The 16032-nt window shown below is 64.0% G+C and carries 14 protein-coding genes and 2 tRNA genes; 11 read left to right on the top strand and 5 right to left on the bottom strand.

The features are described from left to right. Window positions 1-44 precede the first annotated feature (44 nt). Complete coding sequence (locus ACWA1U_RS13835) at window positions 45-1151, top strand: branched-chain amino acid aminotransferase (RefSeq protein WP_463722739.1); 1107 nt, start codon at window positions 45-47, stop codon at window positions 1149-1151. Between the two features lie 90 nt (window positions 1152-1241). Here ACWA1U_RS13835 and ACWA1U_RS13830 read toward each other — a convergent pair whose 3' ends face one another. Then, a complete protein-coding gene (locus ACWA1U_RS13830; protein WP_463722738.1) occupies window positions 1242-2786 on the bottom strand; it encodes a putative bifunctional diguanylate cyclase/phosphodiesterase in 1545 nt (514 codons plus the stop codon). 123 nt (window positions 2787-2909) lie between these two features. Next, a complete protein-coding gene (locus tag ACWA1U_RS13825; RefSeq protein WP_463722737.1) occupies window positions 2910-3944 on the bottom strand; it encodes a hypothetical protein in 1035 nt (344 codons plus the stop codon). 237 nt (window positions 3945-4181) lie between these two features. Between ACWA1U_RS13825 and ACWA1U_RS13820 the strand changes: the two genes are divergently transcribed. Continuing rightward, window positions 4182-4352, top strand: a complete 171-nt coding sequence (locus tag ACWA1U_RS13820; RefSeq protein ID WP_463722736.1) for a hypothetical protein — start codon at window positions 4182-4184, stop codon at window positions 4350-4352. Window positions 4353-4460: 108 nt separating this feature from the next. Here ACWA1U_RS13820 and ACWA1U_RS13815 read toward each other — a convergent pair whose 3' ends face one another. Continuing rightward, entirely contained in the window at window positions 4461-5567 is a 1107-nt protein-coding gene (locus tag ACWA1U_RS13815; RefSeq protein ID WP_463722735.1) for a hypothetical protein, read from the bottom strand. A 148-nt stretch (window positions 5568-5715) separates the two neighbouring features. Here ACWA1U_RS13815 and ACWA1U_RS13810 point away from each other — a divergent pair, with 148 nt between their 5' ends. From ACWA1U_RS13810 to ACWA1U_RS13775, 8 genes are all read left to right on the top strand, one after another. Next, the gene (locus tag ACWA1U_RS13810; protein ID WP_463722734.1) at window positions 5716-5871 is read left to right on the top strand and encodes a hypothetical protein; all 156 of its coding nucleotides are present in this window, start codon (window positions 5716-5718) and stop codon (window positions 5869-5871) included. Between the two features lie 115 nt (window positions 5872-5986). Continuing rightward, the gene (locus ACWA1U_RS13805; protein WP_463722733.1) at window positions 5987-6760 is read left to right on the top strand and encodes a fumarylacetoacetate hydrolase family protein; all 774 of its coding nucleotides are present in this window, start codon (window positions 5987-5989) and stop codon (window positions 6758-6760) included. Between the two features lie 57 nt (window positions 6761-6817). Continuing rightward, complete coding sequence (gltX, locus tag ACWA1U_RS13800; RefSeq protein ID WP_463722732.1) at window positions 6818-8344, top strand: glutamate--tRNA ligase; 1527 nt, start codon at window positions 6818-6820, stop codon at window positions 8342-8344. After that, entirely contained in the window at window positions 8337-9065 is a 729-nt protein-coding gene (locus ACWA1U_RS13795; protein WP_463722731.1) for an HAD family hydrolase, read from the top strand. The genes gltX and ACWA1U_RS13795 overlap by 8 nt, the downstream gene beginning before the upstream one ends. Window positions 9066-9132: 67 nt before the next feature. Further along, window positions 9133-9204 (top strand) — tRNA-Gln (locus ACWA1U_RS13790). A 131-nt stretch (window positions 9205-9335) separates the two neighbouring features. Continuing rightward, window positions 9336-9408 (top strand) — tRNA-Glu (locus ACWA1U_RS13785). A 114-nt stretch (window positions 9409-9522) separates the two neighbouring features. After that, window positions 9523-11343 (top strand): dynamin family protein, encoded by a 1821-nt coding sequence (locus tag ACWA1U_RS13780; protein WP_463722730.1) that lies wholly within the window; start codon window positions 9523-9525, stop codon window positions 11341-11343. Further along, entirely contained in the window at window positions 11340-13016 is a 1677-nt protein-coding gene (locus ACWA1U_RS13775; RefSeq protein WP_463722729.1) for a GTPase, read from the top strand. Before ACWA1U_RS13780 ends, ACWA1U_RS13775 begins: the two co-directional genes overlap by 4 nt. Before the next feature lie 4 nt (window positions 13017-13020). On the opposite strand, the gene ACWA1U_RS13770 is transcribed toward ACWA1U_RS13775, so the two are convergent. Together ACWA1U_RS13770 and ACWA1U_RS13765 are read right to left on the bottom strand one after the other, a co-directional pair. Next, window positions 13021-13551 carry a DUF1697 domain-containing protein gene (locus ACWA1U_RS13770; RefSeq protein WP_463722728.1) on the bottom strand — a complete coding sequence of 177 codons (531 nt, stop codon included), beginning with the start codon at window positions 13549-13551 and terminating at the stop codon, window positions 13021-13023. A 143-nt stretch (window positions 13552-13694) separates the two neighbouring features. Continuing rightward, window positions 13695-14414 (bottom strand): IclR family transcriptional regulator, encoded by a 720-nt coding sequence (locus ACWA1U_RS13765; protein WP_463722727.1) that lies wholly within the window; start codon window positions 14412-14414, stop codon window positions 13695-13697. Between the two features lie 114 nt (window positions 14415-14528). On the opposite strand from ACWA1U_RS13765, the gene leuC reads away from it, so the two are divergent. Continuing rightward, entirely contained in the window at window positions 14529-16001 is a 1473-nt protein-coding gene (gene leuC / locus ACWA1U_RS13760) for a 3-isopropylmalate dehydratase large subunit (protein ID WP_463722726.1), read from the top strand. The last annotated feature ends 31 nt before the right edge of the window (window positions 16002-16032 follow it).

Here is a 16032-nt window from a genome sequence, read left to right as displayed (position 1 = left end):
TGCCCGTCCACCGAGGGTGCCGGGCAGGTAACCGTGGAGGAACCATGACAGCTACGCAGCTGGAATTCGCGAAGTACCCATCTGCCACCCCTAAATCTGCTGCGGAGCGGGAGACCATCCTCGCCAACCCGGGTTTCGGAAACCATTTCACCGACCACACAGTCGTGGTCGATTACTCGGTGGACAGCTCTGGCGTCGGCGGTTGGGGCAACGCCAGGCTTGAAGCCTATGGCCCCATTGCCATGGACCCGGCTGCTTCGGTGCTGCACTACGGCCAGGAAATCTTCGAGGGCATGAAGGCCTACCGGCACGCTGACGGCTCCATCTGGACCTTCCGTCCCGAGGCCAATGCTGCCCGCCTGAACCGCTCGGCGGCACGGTTGGCGCTTCCCCAGCTCCCCGAGGAAGTTTTCCTCGAATCCCTGCGGGAGTTGGTCCATGCGGACCAGGAATGGGTCCCCACCCGGGACGGTGAGAGCCTCTACCTGCGCCCGTTCATGATTGCCACCGAGGCGTTCCTCGGCGTGCGCCCAGCCCGAGAGGTCTCCTACCGGGTGATCGCCTCTCCAGCAGCCAATTACTTCGGCGGCGAGTTGGCGCCCGTGTCCATCTGGGTTTCCCGCAACTACGCGCGGGCAGGCCGCGGCGGTACAGGCGCCGCGAAGTGCGGCGGCAATTATGCTGCGTCCCTTGCGGCACAGCTGGAGGCCGAAGCACACGGCTGCAAGCAGGTCCTCTTCCTCGATCAGTTCAATGGCAACGCCGTCGAGGAACTTGGGGGAATGAACGTCTTCTTCGTGTTCAAGGACGGTTCGCTGGTCACGCCCGCCCTGAGCGGGACCATTCTGGAGGGCATCACCCGTTCCTCGATCATCCAGCTGGCCAAGGATCGCGGCCTCGACGTCCAGGAGCGCACCATCACACTCGATGAATGGCGCGACGGTGTGGGCAGCGGCGACATCTCCGAGGTGTTCGCCTGCGGTACGGCCGCGGTTATCACTCCCATCGGCGAGCTGAAGGACGGCGAGGACGTCATCAGTGCACCCGAGCCCTCCGCAGGCGAGGTCACCATGTCCATCCGGGAGCAGCTGTTGGGAATCCAGACCGGTGCGGCAGAGGATCCACACGGCTGGTTGACCCGGCTCGTCTAGTTCCCGGCAAGTAGCAGCGAAGCCTAAGCCGTCCGGATCAGGGGTGGCTTAGGCTTCGCTGTGTTCAGGCTTCGCTATGCCTGGCTCCCGCTACTGCTGGTAGCTGCCAAGGGAGCCTCCCGCGCGTAACAGCCCGGTGATATCAGGTGCCCCCAATGGTTTGCTGAAGTAGTACCCTTGCCCGCTGACATTCCCGAGCGATCGCAGGAAATCTGCCTGCTCCTTGTTCTCGATGCCCTCGAATACCGCGCCCAGACCAGCCGACTGGATCAGTTGGAACACCGCGGTAACGAAATCGGTCTGCAGGGCCCCGGTGAGGGGCTCGCTGAGGATCGAGCGGTCCACCTTGACCATGTCCACGGGGAGGCGGCGCAGGTAGCTGATGGAGGAATATCCCGTGCCAAAATCATCTATTTCGATGCACACGCCGAGTTGCTTCAGGCTCAACAGCGAGTAGGTCTCTACCTCACCGCCGCTCACGAAGGCGGATTCAGTGATTTCGACAACCAACGACGACGGCGGCAGGTCCAGACGCTTCATGAGGCCGCGCACGAAATCGGCCATGTCGAGTTGACGCAGCTCGATCGCGGAGATGTTGACGCGCAGCCTGAAGCCTTCCGGCAGTGTCAGGGTGGTACGCCAGAGGGCGTACTGCCGGAATGCCGTCGTCATGACCCAGCGGTCCAGCTCTGAGATCGCACCGATTTCTTCTGCCAGGGGAATGAAGTCATCGGGGGCGATCATGCCACGGGTTGGGTGTTCCCACCGCACCAGGGTTTCCACCCCGTTGATGGACCCATCCAAAAGGTTCACCACCGGCTGGTAGTGCAGGCACATCTGGTCGGTGCCGATTGCATCGCGCAGCTCGGACGCCATCAGGTTGCGCAGCTGCCTGTCGTACTGCATGAGCGGCGCGAAAGTCTTGATGGTGCTGCGTCCCTCGCGTTTTGCGGTGTACATCGCCGTGTCGGCCTCACGGAGCAGGGTTCCTGCGGTGTGATCCGCAGTCGCGACCCGGACTCCGATGCTCGCGCGGCAATAAACGCTGAACTCTTCGACGTCGATGCTCTTCCCGAGGGCTTCGAGCGCCCGGTTGGCAACCCCGAGCGCGGTCTCAGAGGTGGCCTCGACCACCAGGACGGCGAACTCATCGCCGCCGAGCCGGGCCACCGTGTCACCGGCGCGCACTATCTCCATCAGCCGCCGGGCCACCTCGCGCAGGACGTCGTCGCCGGCGTCGTGACCGAAGCGGTCGTTGACGTTCTTGAACGAGTCAAGGTCGAGGAGGAGCAGGGCGGGTGGAAGGGCACCGGACTGGTGCGCAGCCAGGGCCTCCTCGATTTTCTCGAGCAGCGCAGGGCGGTTGGAAAGGTTGGTCAGCGAGTCTGTCATCGCCATGCGCTTCATATCCAGGTGAGCCTGGTGCAGCATGCTCGTGCGGTTCTCCACCCGTTCTTCGAACTGCTGATACACCAGCTCAAGCTCGTCGGCGAGGAAGTTCACCCCGGTGATGACGGCGTCGACGTCGTCGCGTGCGGGGGAGGGTTCCATCCGGTTACTGTGGTCCCCGCGTGAGAGCCGCACAATGCTGTCCACCAGTTTGGACAGCCGGGGATCGCTCCGTTCGTCAGTCATGGGCGCGGTCCAGGTCCACGATGGCTTCCTGCCTTCCTTACGGTGCCCGCGGGGGTTTGGCGTTCGCCTCAAGCCCTGACGTGCTCGCCGTCACTTGTTTCCCTGTACCAAACTACAGAACGCTCAGAGGCCGCTCGACCGCTGCAGTTCCTCGATCAGCTGCCCCGCGTGTGCTTCACGGTCCGGAGCTCCGGATTGCCGGAACAACTCCTGGCTCTTCTCGAGCTGGAACATGCCTTCGAGCGGATTGCCGGACCGCGCCAGCGCTTGTCCCAGCAGCATGTACGCCTCAGCGGCGGTCTGGCTGGCGATGACCGAAGAGCTTTGGCAGATCGGGCGAAGGCGCTCGACGGCGGCATCAAACTGCCCGGTGAGGACCAGCCAGTGGGCGCGGGTGAGGGATAGTTCAAGCTGGTCGCGTTCACTCCCGCCGACGATCGATGCGGCCATCTCGGCCCGTTCGATACACTCCAGTGTTTCGGGTTCGACGACGCCGGCAGCCAGTCGCAGAGCCGCTGACGCACGGTTGAACTTTGCCCAAAGATCGAGGTCGTTCGACGGTGAGAGGCTGGCGGCGGCCCGCCGGTGGTAGCTAGTGCCGGTCGAGGCGTCGTGGTTGAGATACGCGACGTTGCCGATGACCCAGAACGCCTTGCCCGCAGTCTGCGAATTGATGTCCGGGCTGATGAGGTCGGCGAGGTGAAGGCACTCCTGCCAGGCGCCCTCCACCTGGTCGCTCTCAGCCAGCGCGGCGATAAGGGCGTGCTGGGCGCGGATCCTCAGATCCGGTGAGTCTTCCGCACGCCCTGCCGCGCCGACTGCGCGGCGCGCTTCCTCCACGGCTGCCTCGAGGTTCCCGCGGCCGAGCAAGGTGTCAGCCAGGAAGGTCGAGACGCGCGCGGCAAGTTCCGGATGGTGCGAGGTAAGCGGGTGGTTCCGAAGCTCCTGGGCGTGGACTTCCGATTCTTCGAACAGCCCTTCTTTTTTCAAGCATTCCGCCTGCAGGAACGCGAGGTTCCACCAGGCGTTGTCATCCTTGTTCTCCAGCGCTGCCTGTTGCGCCTCGCCGGCGAGGCGTCGGGCGGCTTCATAATCACGTGCCGCCCAGGCATCGCGCGCGCGAAGTTCAAGGTAGACGTGTTCACCAGGTTCCAGCATGGAAGTACGGCCCTTACCTTGGACGGAGCGGTTCAATCCCCATTCTGTCAGTAATCATCCCGCTGGACGCGGTGCCCGAGGAAAATAGTGAGCGATTACATAACGGGTGTGAAAACTGCGGAAAAGATGGGACAAAAGCACCCTAATCATTGGAATCGGCTCCCTATACTGAAAGTGTCGTTACCGCTGGAGGCGTCTCATACCTTCTGCGTCCGAGTACGAGGCAAAGGAACCGAAATGAAAAGAGTCTCTGCAACAGTGCTGCTGACCGCACTGCTTCTGGTTGGCGGCGGTACCGCTGCCCAGGCCGCCAAGAGCGGCAACTGGCCTGACGGCACTTTGACCGCCAAGAGCGGCAACTGGCCTGACAGCTCGTACTCGCTGTACAGCGGCAACTGGCCCGACTAAAAAATTAGACATTTTCCCGGCGATACTTAAGGCCGTGGGCAACAGATACAGAATCTGTTGCCCACGGTATCTTTTTATGCGGAGATTCTATCTGCAGATTCGCCCGGCCTATTGACTGATCCCAGTCACAATCTCCCGTACATGGGCGGCCCGGTCATGTGCGCCGGCGTCCTCAAAGCATCGCTCGCTGGTTTCGAAGTGGGCAAGCGCCTCGAGGTTCTCCCCTTGTGCTGAGAGTGCCTGCCCGAGGAGGAGGTTCGCTTCGCCCTCGGTCTGCTTGGACAGGACCGAACCTTCCGCGCAGATCGGGCGCAAGCGTTCGACGGCGGCGTTCAGTTGGCCGGTCAGCAAGAGCCAGTGGGCGCGCGTCAGGGAGAGCTGCAACTCGTCGCGTTCGGAACCACCCACGATGGAACTGGCGACTTCGGCGCGTTCGATGCAATCGAGCGTTTCAGCGTCCACGACGCCGGCCGTGAGCCGCAGCGCAGCCGACGCCCGGTTGAAGTGGGCCCACAACTCAAGGTCATTGTTGGGCGATAGCTGCTTGGCGGCCAACCGATGGAAGCCCGTGCCGTCGTCGACCTGGTGACGCATGAACGCTACGTTGCCGATGACCCAGTAGGCCTTCCCCGCAATTTGGGAGTGGATGATCGGTGTAAGGAGCGTCGAAAGGTTCAGGCACGCGCTCCAGGCGTCATCCAGGCGGTCGCTTTCGGCCAACGCGGCGATGAGGGCGTGCAGGGCGTCTATCTGCAGTTCTGGTGCGCGCTCAACCTTTGAGGCGCTGTCCACAGCGACAAGTGCATTCTCAACCGCCTGGTCAAGGTTGCCCAACCCCTGAAGGCACACAGCGGCCAGCGTCTGCACCCGGGCCTTGAGCGCACCGGATTCCTGTGTAAGGCTGTATTCGCCGACCGCGCGGGCGGCGCCCAACGCCTGCTCAAGGAGGCCTTCCTCCCGGTAGCACTCGGCCTGCAGGAACGTCATGTTCCACAGTGCGTTGTGGTCTTCGGCTTCTGCTGCGAGCTCCATTGCGGTTGCCGCGAGTGCCCGGGCCACGCCGTAATCCCGTTGGCTCCAGGCCTCCCTTGCACGCAGTTCATGCATCACCAAATCGCCTGACCGCCTTGCTGCTGCCACGCGTTCCCTCACAGTCTGCAGTGCCCGGATTGCCCGGCCGGTCCAGTGCCAAGCGACCCAGCTAGCGACCGCCATACGCTCTTGATTGACCATCTGATTTTATGCGTAAAGGCGGGCAAGTGACAGATGTTCCGGCGAGGCTGTTGCTTTCGGCTGTCCGTTCGTATACTGGAACATTTACGACGAGTGTGATATGAAGCACTCCGATCAAGGGGAACACGCCATGAAAAAACTTTCCGCAGTATTGCTGCTCACCGCAGTGCTCGTCGTTGGAGGCGGATCAGCTGCCGTTGCCAAGGACGGCAAATTGCCCGCAACAAAAGCTCCCAAGGGCGGCGACCTTACCTACAGCATCATGATTGACAACTGGCCGCACTAATTGGGCCAGGCCTGACACGCTCTAATTGAAGACCGGCCGGTGAGTGCCCAGGCGCTCCCGGGCGGTCTTCTGCGTTATTTGGAACCGAGAGCGGAGTCTGTAATAGCCTTGGCACATGCGTATCGCCCGGTTTGTAGTAAATGATGATCCAGCATTCGGTGTTGTCCAGGGTCCAGAAGGCGAGGAGGAGGTTGCCGTCATCAGCGGTGACCCCTTCTATGGCGGGATCCAGCCCACCGGAACGCGCCACAAACTCGAGGATGTTCGCCTGCTAGCGCCCGTCATCCCGCGCAGCAAGATCGTGGGAATTGGCCGGAACTACGCGGAGCACGCCAAGGAATTGGGCAATGAGGTTCCGCCGGCTCCACTGATGTTCCTCAAGCCAAACACGTCGGTGGTAGGACCGGGGGACCCGATTGTCCTGCCCTCCTTTTCCGATGAGATTTCGTACGAGTCCGAACTCGCTGTCGTCATCGGCCGTATCTGTAAGGACGTGCCGCTTGAGCGGGTCGACGACGTCGTCTTCGGCTACACGTGCGCCAATGACCTGACTGCGCGGGATGTGCAGAAGACCGACAACCAGTGGGCGCGGGCCAAGGGCTTCGACACCTCCTGCCCCATCGGACCGTGGATCGAGACCGAACTGGACACCGAGGACCTCGCCGTCCGGGGCTGGCTCGACGGCGAACTCCGGCAGGACGGTTCCACCAGCCAGATGATCTGGGGCGTCAAGGAACTGGTGTCCTACGTCTCGCAGGCATTCACACTCCTGCCCGGTGACGTCATCCTCACCGGCACACCGGCGGGTGTCGGAACCATCAGCGACGGTCAGCGTTACGAGGTCGAGGTGGAGGGAATCGGCAAGCTCTCCAACCCGGCCCGCCGCTAAGCAGGAGCTACGCGGAGGCCGGTTCGCCGCGGGCCTGACAGTAGACTGGGAACCATCATGACTACTGCTGATTTCCCCACCTCCGATCACCCGGCAACAGTGCCGACCGTCACCCCCGAGACCCCCGTGCGGGTACGGTTCTGCCCGTCGCCCACGGGTGTGCCGCATGTCGGCCTCATCCGGACAGCCCTCTTCAACTGGGCGTATGCGCGGCACACGGGCGGAACCATGGTATTCCGCATCGAGGACACCGACGCAGCGCGCGACAGCGAGGAAAGCTATCAGCAACTGCTCGACGGGCTGAAATGGCTGGGCATCGATTGGGATGAAGGCGTGGAAGTCGGTGGACCACACGGGCCATACCGTCAGTCCCAGCGCGGCGACATCTACCGCGATGTCATCGCCAGGCTTGTTTCCGCCGGCCACCTCTACGAGTCCTACTCCACGCCTGCTGAGGTAGAGGAGCGCCACAAGGCAGCCGGGCGCGATGTAAAGCTCGGATACGACAATTTCGACCGTAATCTCACCGATGAGCAGAAGTCCTCCTATGCCGCTGAGGGTCGCCAGGCCGTGCTTCGCCTGCGGATGCCGGATGAAGACATCAGCTTCACCGACCTCGTCCGCGGGGAAATCACCTTCGCTGCCGGGAGCGTGCCAGACTTCGCTGTCGTCCGGGCGAACGGTGCCCCCCTGTATACGCTGGTCAATCCCGTCGATGATGCGCTCATGGGGATCACCCACGTGCTCCGCGGTGAGGATCTGCTCTCCTCGACGCCGCGCCAGGTTGCCCTGTACCGGGCACTGATCGACGTCGGGATCGCCGAATACATGCCGCTGTTCGGCCACCTGCCCTACGTTATGGGACAGGGCAACAAGAAGCTCTCCAAACGGGATCCTGAATCGAACCTGTTCCTGCACCGCGAGCGCGGGTTTATCCGGGAGGGCCTGCTGAACTACCTCTCACTGCTCGGCTGGTCACTCAGCGCCGATGAGGACATCTTCACCGTCGACCAGCTCGTCGAGAAGTTCGACATCCGTGATGTGCTCGCCAACCCGGCGCGGTTCGACGTCAAGAAGGCGGAGGCCATCAACGGCTCACACGTCCGCATCCTGGACCCCGAGGATTTCCGTGCCCGGCTCGTCCCGTACCTGCAGGCGGCCGGATTGCTCGACTCGGTGCCAGGTCCCAGGGAGCTCGAAATCCTTGCGGAAGCTGCTCCCCTGATCCAGGAGAGGATTACGCTCCTCGGGGAGGCCCCCGAGATGCTCGGCTTCCTCTTCAAGCCTGACGCCGAGATTGACCTGGCCGAGGACGCCCGCAAGGGGCTTCCCGCCAACTACTTCGAGGTACTGGACGCGGCAGCCACGGCCCTCGAGCCTGTGGAGGATTGGACAGCAGAGAACATCCAAACCGCACTCCGGGGCGCCCTCGTCGAAGAGCTTGGAATGAAACCCCGCGTAGCCTTCGGCCCGGTCCGTACCGCTGTTTCGGGGCGCAAGATCTCGCCGCCCCTCTTTGAGTCAATGGTCATCCTGGGCAAGCAGTCATCACTCGCGCGGATCGGCGCCCTGAAGGGTGAGTGAGAGCGGAACTAAGGTGGTGGAGGGTGTGCTCTTCGATATCGACGACACTCTTGTCGACCTGGAGTCCGCCATGGGCCGCACCCTGCATCACGTCGGTGCTGACACGCTGGCCCACCTGAGTGAGGCCGAGTGGACCGAATACAAGCGCCTGTATACACGGGATCCGCACGGCTACTACAACCGCTTTCTCGCCGGCGAACTCAGTTTCACTGAACAGCGGGTCCGGCGGGCAAGGCACGCTCAGGCAAGGTTCGTGGAGGAACCGCTGGAGGGGGAGTCAGCGGTGCGCTGGAACAGTGCGTACGAGGCGACGCTACCGTTGCACTTCAACGCGTACGACGACGTCGTTCCCCTCCTTGATGCGCTCGACACGGCAGGGATTCCTTACGGGGCGGTGAGCAACAACGTTCACGATTACCAGCGGGCCAAGCTTGACCGTGCGGGATTGGAGCGGATCGCCGAGCTGGTGGGAATCGACGCGGTGGGCGCGGCGAAACCGGACCCTGCGATCTACCTTGAGGGTGCCCGCAGACTCGGCAGCGACCCGGCACACACGCTCTATGTCGGCGACAATCCGGTCATTGACGCACAGGGAGCTGATGCGGCAGGTCTGGTCGGCGTGTGGCTGGACCGGGGCTTCCACACGGATGTCCAGGGCTTCGCCGGTCGGCGGATCACCGGTCTCGCCGACGTTTTGCAGTTCGTGCAGAAGATCCGGTAAAGTCGTATCTCGGCGCGGACGGGGTTAGCCTGCTGCGAAGCACAGGAAAGCCGCCAAAAAGTGCCTTTGGGGTATGGTGTAATTGGCAACACACTGGTTTCTGGTACCAACATTCTAGGTTCGAGTCCTGGTACCCCAGCGCTGCAAATCGGTAGAAAGATCAGGTAGTTTCCGCTCCGGCGGAGAACTCGGATCAATTTGGCCGACCAGCATCAGATGTGAAATAATCATCTAGCTCGTTTAGCAGGAAACTGTTGAACATCCAGTACTGGCCCCATCGTATAGCGGCCTAGTACGCTGCCCTCTCACGGCGGTAACGCGGGTTCGAATCCCGCTGGGGTCACAACTGTTCCGCCTCAACCATTGCGGTTGGGGCGGAACGTGTTTAACCAGCCCTTCTTTCGGAACTTCCGTTGGGACTAAACGTTCCGGGAGTGGTTGCTGGCATGATGGGGTCATGACTGCCTCGCCGCCGGATGCTGACACCGAGGGGCTCCCTGCGTTGCTCGGGCGTCTTCGGGAGACCCTCCGCCGTGTGAGCTTCCCCCTGGGCTTCCCCGAAGCCGCAGCGGCGCGGCTCGAAGTCGGCGCCGCCGCAGCCCAGCTCGACGATTACATCCTCCCGCGGGTCAAGAGTCTGGACGCACCGCTGCTGGCCGTAGTGGGCGGGTCAACCGGAGCAGGTAAATCCACCCTGGTCAACGCTTTGGTCGGTCACCCTGTGACACGCACTGGCGCAATCCGCCCCACCACCCGCCAGCCGATCCTGCTTCACCATCCTGCCGAAGGCCACTGGTTCGCTGATGACCGCGTGCTGCCCACCTTGACGCGGCAACGCGCCGTCATCGCCGGTTCTTCGGATACCGCCGCGGTGAGCGCTTCCCAAGTTGGCCCCGAGCACGACGCCGGGCGCGCGGCGCAACTGGTGCTGCAGCCCGACGCGATGATTCCACTTGGGCTTGCGCTGCTGGATGCGCCCGATATCGATTCGATCGCCGACGAGAATCGCCGCCTCGCCTCCCAGCTGCTCGCGGCGGCAGACCTGTGGCTGTTCGTCACCACCGCAAACCGTTACGCGGACGCCGTGCCGTGGGAACTGCTGCGGGAAGCCTCGCAGCGGGACATCCTGCTCGCCGTCGTGCTGGACCGCGTCCCGCCCGGGGTCGAAGAGGAGGTGCGCGCCGACCTCCATACCCTGCTCGCTGCGGAAGACCTGGGCCACGCACCCATTTTCGTTATCCCGGAGGAGCGGTTGGATCCGCTCGGCATGCTCCCGGCCGATGCAGTGGACCCGCTGCGGCGCTGGCTCCAGGCCATCGCAGCAGATGCCGAGGGCCGGAAGGAAATTGCCCGCCGCACACTGGAAGGGGCGGTACGTGCGCTGGGTCGGCGTGTCGATGGGGTAGCGGGCGCCCTGCAAGCACAGGAGGAGGCTGCCGACCGACTGCGCGTTGCGGCCAGGGAAGCCTACGACGGCGCACACGTTGCCGTGCTCGAATCGACCAAGGACGGGACGCTCCTGCGTGGTGAGGTCCTGGCCCGCTGGCAGGACTTTGTGGGAACCGGTGAGTTCATGCGCGGCCTTGAATCAGGGGTGGGGAGGCTGCGGGACCGCATCGGCGGCTACCTGACCGGCAAGCCGCCGCGCGCGGTGACTGTTGAGACGGCAATAGAAAGCGGGCTGCAGACGGTCATCGTCGAGGAGGCTGCCAAGGCTGCCGACTCCACGAGCCGTCAGTGGCGGGCGGACCCGGCCGGGAGGGAATTGCTGAAGGACGGGGCCGGACTGATGTCTCCTGATTTCAGCGACCAGGTCGCACGCGAGATCCGCGCCTGGCAGAAGGATCTCCTTGAACTCGTCCGGTCTGAAGGCGCCAACAAGCGGTTCGCCGCCCGGATGCTCTCCTTCGGAGTCAATGGTGTCGCGGTGGCGCTCATGATCGTGGTGTTCGCATCCACCGCCGGCCTCACCGGTGGCGAGATTCTGATTGCCGGCGGATCCGCCGTCGTCGGGCAGAAACTGCTCGAGGCAATTTTCGGGGAGGACGCCGTTCGCAGGCTCACCCGGACCGCCCGGACCCGGCTGCACGAGCGCTGCGCGGAGCTGATGGCCGAGGAACAGCTCCGCTTCTCTGATTCATTGCGCGTACTCAAAAGTGAACCGGATACGGAGGAACTGCGCGAGCTTGCCGCCGCACTTGCCGAACGGCGCTCGGTGGCTGAGGATCTCCGCGCTGGCAGCGTGCACGACGGCGGCAGTCAGGAGAACGCACGTTGAGCAGGCACCGGGGGAAGCTTTCCGATCCGCAGCGGCAGGCGCGCCTGCAGTCAAGGCTGGAAGCGCTCAACACCGCCCGCGAGCTTGCCGAAGGACGCGTCGACACGGATAAGTTGCGCGAGGTGTATGAGGTGCTTGACCGCGCCAGCACCCGAAGGTCGCTGTCATCGGGGCATACTGTCGTCGGGCTGTTCGGGCCTACCGGCAGCGGCAAGTCCTCACTGTTGAACGCTCTCACCGGTACCGATCTGGCACGGGTGGCGGCGCGCCGGCCAACCACGGCGGAACCGCTCGCCGTGATCTGGGGTGAGGACGGCAGCAGTGACCTGCTGGACTGGCTCGAAGTCAGAAACCGGCATGTGATGCCCGAGGGTGCGCGGTTGCTGCCAGGGGCCGCGAACGCGGGAAGCAACGGCCGCGGTACGTCCGGCGGGCTCATCCTCCTTGATTTACCCGATTTCGACTCCACGGAGCGCGGACACCGGGAAATTGTCGAACGGCTCTCGGGTCAGGTCGATGTGCTTTTGTGGATCGCCGATCCGCAGAAATACGCTGACGCGGCGCTGCACCACGAGTTTCTGAGCCCGCTGGCAACGCATGGGGCAGTCACCCTGGTCGCGTTGAACCAGTCGGACCGGCTCTCGGCGGAGGACCTGTCCCAGGTGACCGGGTCGCTCAAGCAGATCCTGGCTTCCGAGGGCCTGGGTTCCGTGACGGTCCACACGGTATCGGCGGTGACCGGTGACGGCCTGGACGGCCTCGCCACGGACATGCGGGGCATCGTGCAGAAGAACGAAGCCGCTTCTGGCCGCCTTTCCGCTGACGTCGATGTCGCCGTCGGGACCCTGCAGCGATTCACCGGCGCGGAGCTCGCACCTCCGTCCAGTAGTGCCCGCACCGCCCTGGCCGACCGCCTCGCGGGGGCGGCCGGGGCTGACGCGGTGATTGACGCCGTCGTGCGCTCTTATCGCAGGGACGCCCACGCGGCTACCGGTTGGCCCGTGACCCGTTGGCTTGGCCGCCTGCGCTCGGATCCGCTGAGGAGATTGAACTTATCCCGAAGCGATGTGCAGGCGTTCGTGGGCAGGACCTCGCTTCCGGAGCCGGGCCCGGCCCAACGGGCTGCCGTGGACCGCGGGCTGCGGACCTTCGGCGAGGAAGCCTCGGCTGGAGCGGTCGAGCCCTGGGATACAGCCATCCGCGACGCCGCCCGCAGCTCTGAGCCTGAGCTGCTGGACAGCCTGGACGACGCCGTCGCCTCCACCGATTTCACCACCGGATCCCGCGCCTGGTGGTGGCCCGTGGCCGCAGTGCTCCAGTGGGTGTTCCTGGTTGCGATGATCGCGGGGTTGGTGTGGCTCGGTGTTCTTGCGGGGCTTGCATTCCTCCAGTTGCCTGTTCCGCCATCGCCCCGCGTTGAGGGAATTCCGGTGCCGACGTTGCTGGCGGTCGGGGGAGTGGGGTGTGGTATCGCTTTCGGGCTGCTGTGCGCGGCTTTCGCCCGATTCGGCGCAGGGCGGCGGGGGAAGAAGGTACGACGACGCCTGGTCGCCTCAATCAGGGACACGTCCGACGCCGTTGCGGTCGCTCCGGTCGTCGCCGAAGTTGAGCGGTACAACGGATTTGCGGCAGCGGTGGCCGCGGCGGCGGAGGGCACCGGACGACGGCGTTAGGCGCCTATCGCTCAAGCGCGGCCAGAACCTTCTGCAGGGTGCGGATGTTTCGCGTTGTGGTCGCGTTCTTGAACAGGGTTTTGTTGGTGAAGGCGTTCAATGGGCTTTCGAGGGTTTGTCCCCTGGGCGCTTGCCAGGCGGCCGCCACGCTGCCAATGAGGTGTAATTCCTCACCGACGGAAGCTGCAAAGTCCGCCATGTCCCTGAGCACGGCCTGGTCGGAGAAGAGCGTGATATACGCGTGGGTTGTCGGGTCGTCTGCCGGGAACGGACATTCGGCCACAATGCGCTGGACAGCCTCGGCCTCCAGAACCACAACCCAGGCCTCGTATCCAAACGCGGACCGCAGCGCCTGCTGGGTCAGTTCCTTGAGCTCCGACGGGGCGAGGGCCGAGGTGCACACCACGTTGCCCGACGCGAGCAGCGTCACCACCCCGTCTACCGGCAGAGTCTCGACAGTCCGGCGGAGGTCCGCCGATTTGATGGAGATTCCACCCACATTCACGCCCCGGAGGAACACCGCGTATCTGGTCACGGGGCCAGCCTAACTGAGCCCGTCCCCTCCGCGTTGAGTGCTCACATAATCGCCAAAAAAGCCGCCCATAAGCGTGTTATCTGCGCACTCATCGGGGGTTGTAGCGATGTGAGGCCGGAGTCGGAGGGTCCTGCGATGCTGAGCTACTCCGCTGCCTTGCCCACCGCACCGGTGAGTTGCGCGGCCGCATTTACCACCACCTCCGCGTGGATGCGGCCGGGCTGCCGGGTCAGGCGTTCGATGGGTCCGGATATTGAGACGGCCGCGATCACCCGGCCGGACGGGCCCCGCACAGGTGCTGAAACTGAGGCGACCCCCGCCTCCCGTTCGCCGAGGCTCTGGGCCCAGCCCCGCCGTCGTACGCCTGCCAGCACGGTGGGGGTGAAGCGGGCATTCTGGAGGCCCATGAGGAGACGGTCGTGATCCTCCCACGCCAGCAGGCACTGCGCGGCGGAACCGGCCTTCATGGATAGCTGGGTGCCGATGGGGATGGTGTCCCGGAGGCCGATCGGGCGTTCAGCGGATGCAACGCACACACGGGCGTCACCCTGGCGGCGGTAAAGCTGGGCGCTTTCACCCGTGGCGTCGCGCAACTGGAGGAGCACGGGCCCGGCTGTTGCGATCAGGCGGTCCTCGCCCGCGGCGGATGCGAGCTCAACCAGCCGGCTCCCGAGCACGAACCTGCCCTGCATGTCCCGGCTGACCAGCCGGTGATGAACCAGGGCGAGGGCAAGCCGGTGCACGGTGGGGCGCGCTAGCCCGGTTGACGAAACCAGTTGGGCAAGGCTGGTTGGTCCTGCCTCGAGCGCATCCAACACGAGGGCCGCTTTATCAATGACGCCGACACCACTAGAATTGTCCATAAGCTGATATTGCCGTCTCATTATCTGAGACGCAAGTGTTCAGGGTGGCGCACGTGGGAACGCCCCTGTTCTAGTTGAGACAAGATCATTCAAAGGCACGCGGAGGAACCGGCCATGGGCAAGACGCTCGCAGAAAAAGTCTGGGAATCGCATATTGTGCGCAAAGGTGAGGTTGTGGCAGGTCAGGCCCAGCCGGACCTGCTGTACATCGACCTTCACCTCGTTCATGAGGTCACCTCACCGCAGGCTTTCGAAGGGCTGCGCCTGACCGGGCGAAAGCTCCGCCGTCCGGACCTGACGATCGCCACGGAGGACCACAACACCCCGACCATCGACATCGACAAGCCCATTGCCGACCTCACCAGCCGCACACAAATCGAGACGCTGCGCGCCAACTGCAAGGAATTCGGTGTCAGGCTGCACTCCCTGGGCGATGCGCAGCAGGGTATCGTCCACATCATCGGTCCTCAGCTCGGGCTCACCCAGCCGGGTCTCACAGTGGTCTGCGGAGATTCCCATACGTCCACGCACGGAGCCTTCGGCGCGCTTGCAATGGGAATCGGCACCTCCGAGGTGGAGCACGTCATGGCCACCCAGACGCTCTCGCTCAACGCATTCAAGACCATGGCCATCAACGTGGAGGGCACGCTGAAGCCGGGCGTCACCTCGAAGGACATCATCCTTGCCGTGATCGCCAAGATCGGCACGGGTGGTGGTCAGGGCTACGTGCTGGAGTACCGTGGCTCTGCCATCCGGTCGCTGTCCATGGACGCCCGCATGACCATCTGCAACATGTCCATCGAAGCCGGCGCCCGGGCGGGAATGGTCGCTCCCGACGAAACCACGTTCGAGTTCCTCAAGGGCCGCGCCCACGCGCCCGAAGGCGCAGACTGGGATGCCGCCGTCGAGAACTGGCGCACCCTTCGCACTGACGATGACGCCGTGTTCGACGCCGAGGTCTTCCTCAATGCCGATGAGTTGGAGCCATTCGTCACGTGGGGAACTAACCCCGGCCAGGGTGTTTCGCTCAGCCAGGCTGTGCCCTCGCCCGATGACTTCGCCGACGAGAACGAGAAGGCAGCCTGCCGGCGGGCGCTTGAATACATGGACCTCGAAGCAGGCACACCCATGAAGGACGTCCGGGTGGACACGGTCTTTCTGGGTTCCTGCACCAACAGCCGCGTAGAGGACCTCCGCCTGGCAGCGGACATTATCCGCGGACGGCAGAAAGACCCGAACATCCGCATGATGGTGGTGCCCGGATCCGCGCGGGTGCGCCTTGAGGCCGAGGCGGAGGGGCTGGACCAGGTATTCAAGGACTTCGGCGCGGAATGGCGCTTTGCCGGGTGTTCCATGTGCCTTGGAATGAACCCTGATCAGTTGGCGCCGGGGGAGCGGTGCGCTTCGACGTCGAACCGCAACTTCGAAGGCCGCCAGGGGAAGGGCGGGCGCACCCACCTCGTCTCTCCCGTAGTCGCGGCGGCGACGGCGGTTCGCGGCACCCTCAGCTCGCCGTCGGACCTTGATCCCGTCCCGCCGGCCGACGCGCTGTCCGCCTCCGGCGCCGCCGCCAACCACGCAGCCTAGTTGCTGATCCGATAGCCCGAACAGGAGCCCA

The sequence above is a fragment of the Arthrobacter sp. TRD_SC_6 genome (assembly GCF_055361185.1).
The sequence above is the reverse complement of the archived record's forward strand: the minus strand, read 5'-3'. Positions and strand labels throughout refer to the sequence as shown.

What these genes read in the sequence shown, in the direction of transcription:
- ACWA1U_RS13835 (WP_463722739.1), top strand. Translation starts at nt 45, where the DNA reads ATGACAGCTACGCAGCTGGAATTCGCGAAGTACCCATCTGCCACCCCT.
- ACWA1U_RS13830 (WP_463722738.1), bottom strand. Translation starts at nt 2,786, where the DNA reads ATGACTGACGAACGGAGCGATCCCCGGCTGTCCAAACTGGTGGACAGC.
- ACWA1U_RS13825 (WP_463722737.1), bottom strand. Translation starts at nt 3,944, where the DNA reads ATGCTGGAACCTGGTGAACACGTCTACCTTGAACTTCGCGCGCGCGAT.
- ACWA1U_RS13820 (WP_463722736.1), top strand. Translation starts at nt 4,182, where the DNA reads ATGAAAAGAGTCTCTGCAACAGTGCTGCTGACCGCACTGCTTCTGGTT.
- ACWA1U_RS13815 (WP_463722735.1), bottom strand. Translation starts at nt 5,567, where the DNA reads ATGGCGGTCGCTAGCTGGGTCGCTTGGCACTGGACCGGCCGGGCAATC.
- ACWA1U_RS13810 (WP_463722734.1), top strand. Translation starts at nt 5,716, where the DNA reads ATGAAAAAACTTTCCGCAGTATTGCTGCTCACCGCAGTGCTCGTCGTT.
- ACWA1U_RS13805 (WP_463722733.1), top strand. Translation starts at nt 5,987, where the DNA reads ATGCGTATCGCCCGGTTTGTAGTAAATGATGATCCAGCATTCGGTGTT.
- gltX (WP_463722732.1), top strand. Translation starts at nt 6,818, where the DNA reads ATGACTACTGCTGATTTCCCCACCTCCGATCACCCGGCAACAGTGCCG.
- ACWA1U_RS13780 (WP_463722730.1), top strand. Translation starts at nt 9,523, where the DNA reads ATGACTGCCTCGCCGCCGGATGCTGACACCGAGGGGCTCCCTGCGTTG.
- ACWA1U_RS13765 (WP_463722727.1), bottom strand. Translation starts at nt 14,414, where the DNA reads ATGGACAATTCTAGTGGTGTCGGCGTCATTGATAAAGCGGCCCTCGTG.
- leuC (WP_463722726.1), top strand. Translation starts at nt 14,529, where the DNA reads ATGGGCAAGACGCTCGCAGAAAAAGTCTGGGAATCGCATATTGTGCGC.